Raw genomic sequence first — 2,312 nt, forward strand, 5'->3', positions numbered from 1 at the left:
CTCGCAATCCTCGCTACGGGGACGCCCGGTCGGGCGCTATTCTCGGACAGCCTCCTGGACTCCCGCCTGTTGGATGAGATCCGATGTCTTTTTGATAGCGACTTACAGGGCTGATTTCAACAACCCCAGCACCTGCTCAAAGCCGGCATCCACCTGGTTATAGAGCAGTGCACCGTCATCAATACTCATACGGGCAATGTCCTCCAGTTGCGACTCCTGCACCTTGCCACTTTCTGACAATGTTCTTGGCAACCCTGTCTGCTCAAACAGTTCATCCCGCATGGCACGGATATAGATGATGGTTTCAGCAGCCCGCCGCTCTTCAGGTATTTTGCTGTAAAATTCGGCACCGGCCAGGGGAAGCAGCAGTTCACCAATCGCCTGTTCACACTTGGGCAGATTGTATTCCAGAACATAAGGCAGCATCAGGCTCATGCAGACGCCGTGGGGAAGATGGGTTATCGCCCCAAGGGAGTGCCCGATGGCATGCACCAGCCCAACCATGGAGTTGGAAAAGGCAATGCCCGCCATAGTGGCGGACTCTGCCAGCTTCAAGCGAAGGTCTCTGCTATCAGGCGTGGCCAGTACCTTGAGCAGGTTTTCCCGAATGCCTTTAATCGCGGCAGCGGCATAGGCATCACTGAGTGGGTTTTTGGCCGTACCCATAAACGCTTCAATCGCATGGGTCATGGCATCCATGGCGGTGGCAGCGGTGATGTGCGGTGGCAATGTCAGGGTCATCCGTGGATCAAGAACTGCTACATCAGGCATCAGAAATGAAGAGCCATAGGGCACTTTACGACCACTGACATCATCTCGAATTACCGCAACTTTGGTCACTTCCGAACCGGTGCCCGCCGTGGTTGGCAGAATAAATAACGGCTTTAGTCGTTTGGTCAGCGCACCAGAACCGCTGTAAGCCAGCAGATCATCACCACCTTCAGAGACGAGAATGTTGACCGCCTTCGATGTATCAATCACTGACCCACCACCAATGGCAATAATGCCATCCGCGCCATGCTCACGATAAAGCCCGGTGATGGCCGATACAACACGGGTTGATGAGTCAGGTGGTACATCACTATACACACCCGCTATCGGAACCCTGTCAACCACCAGAGCCCGCTTGACGGGCTCAATTAAACCGGCATCAAGCACCCCGCCATCGGTAATGATCAACGGCTTTTTTACCCCAAGGCTGGCCAGTTCATAGGGGATATGCTCCAGGGCTTCATTGCCTGAAACGATTTTTACCGGGTTGAAGAACTCATAATAACTGCGGCTCATCTGGCAAACACCCCCATAACAAAACCGGAAAAAACACCGAGATAGATTTGCACGGCTCCCATCAGCTTTTCCGTCAGGGAGATATCCGGGTAATGACGCATGATTTTTTGGCCTATGAACCGGGGAAGTGCGATCGCTTCCAGTCGTTCAAAGCAACGCACCAGTTTCATGGATGTGGAAAGGTCGCCATCAACCACCATTCTTTCCCGGGCAAAGGCATCGGCTGTGCCTTCCTGAAAAGAGAGCGTATTAAAGGCATGGGCAAGATGTTTGAATTGAATATCCACATCGGGCTTTGTATCACTGTTGTTACGACCCGGTTTTATTCGCCCTGCACTTTTTTTCATATATAAAGATGGGCCGCTGGGCATAACACCCATGGCAAAGGCAAAACCATCGGGTAATGCTGCGATTTCCTTCTGGATCAGCTTGTCAGTCCGACAGGCCCTGGCCAGCCCATGGCCAATAAAAGCCAGCATAAAACGGACATACCAACGCTTTATGCGCCACGGAATGAGAAAGGGTAGGGTCACCTGATGCTCCTGCCAGCGAACCGCCGGACTTTAATTGTTGTTGTTTACGGGTGACATTATCCACAATAAGACGATGGTCGGCTATAGGCTATAGAAAGAGCATCAATCAGAACAATGAGATAGAAAATCCTTGGGCTGGGTACGGGGCAGGCTTCGGGTGAATAAAGCTTGGCTCTTGATGGATTCCGGGGAGTTGCCTGAATAATACTCCTGGAAGGCCGGATAGCGAAGCTTTCCCACGCTTTCTAATGTTGTGCAGACACTCAAAGAATCCCAAATACAGAGGGAGCATCTCTTGTGATATTCCTCTATGGGGACGTAACCAAGAGCGCAGCAGCGACCAGAATCCCTCCATTGTGTTCACATGAACCTCGTGGAAACCATCGCCGTCCTCATCCCGGGCGTACTCTCCAGCGCCATGGCAGACAGACTTATGCCCATAAGTAGCTAACCATATGAAATCATATATTTCTGACTCCTTGTGCTGGCACT

Annotated in this window: 2 protein-coding genes and 1 pseudogene; all 3 read right to left on the reverse strand. The window is 51.8% G+C overall.

Features of this window, described 5'->3' with window-relative positions:
- Positions 1–102 precede the first annotated feature (102 nt).
- Positions 103–1,287 (reverse strand): iron-containing alcohol dehydrogenase, encoded by a 1,185-nt coding sequence (locus KDK14_RS01330; protein WP_257263214.1) that lies wholly within the window; start codon positions 1,285–1,287, stop codon positions 103–105.
- Complete coding sequence (locus KDK14_RS01335) at positions 1,284–1,820, reverse strand: hypothetical protein (protein ID WP_257263215.1); 537 nt, start codon at positions 1,818–1,820, stop codon at positions 1,284–1,286. The genes KDK14_RS01330 and KDK14_RS01335 overlap by 4 nt, the downstream gene beginning before the upstream one ends.
- A gap of 106 nt (positions 1,821–1,926) precedes the next feature.
- Positions 1,927–2,312 (reverse strand): annotated as a pseudogene (locus KDK14_RS01340) (hypothetical protein); the annotation flags it as partial.

The sequence above is a fragment of the Endozoicomonas sp. ONNA2 genome, from assembly GCF_024606365.1.
Taxonomy (GTDB): Bacteria; Pseudomonadota; Gammaproteobacteria; order Pseudomonadales; family Endozoicomonadaceae; genus Endozoicomonas.

Bases quoted from the DNA above. Each gene is read 5' to 3' on its own strand.
- KDK14_RS01330 (WP_257263214.1), bottom strand. From the start codon at position 1,287: ATGAGCCGCAGTTATTATGAGTTCTTCAACCCGGTAAAAATCGTTTCA.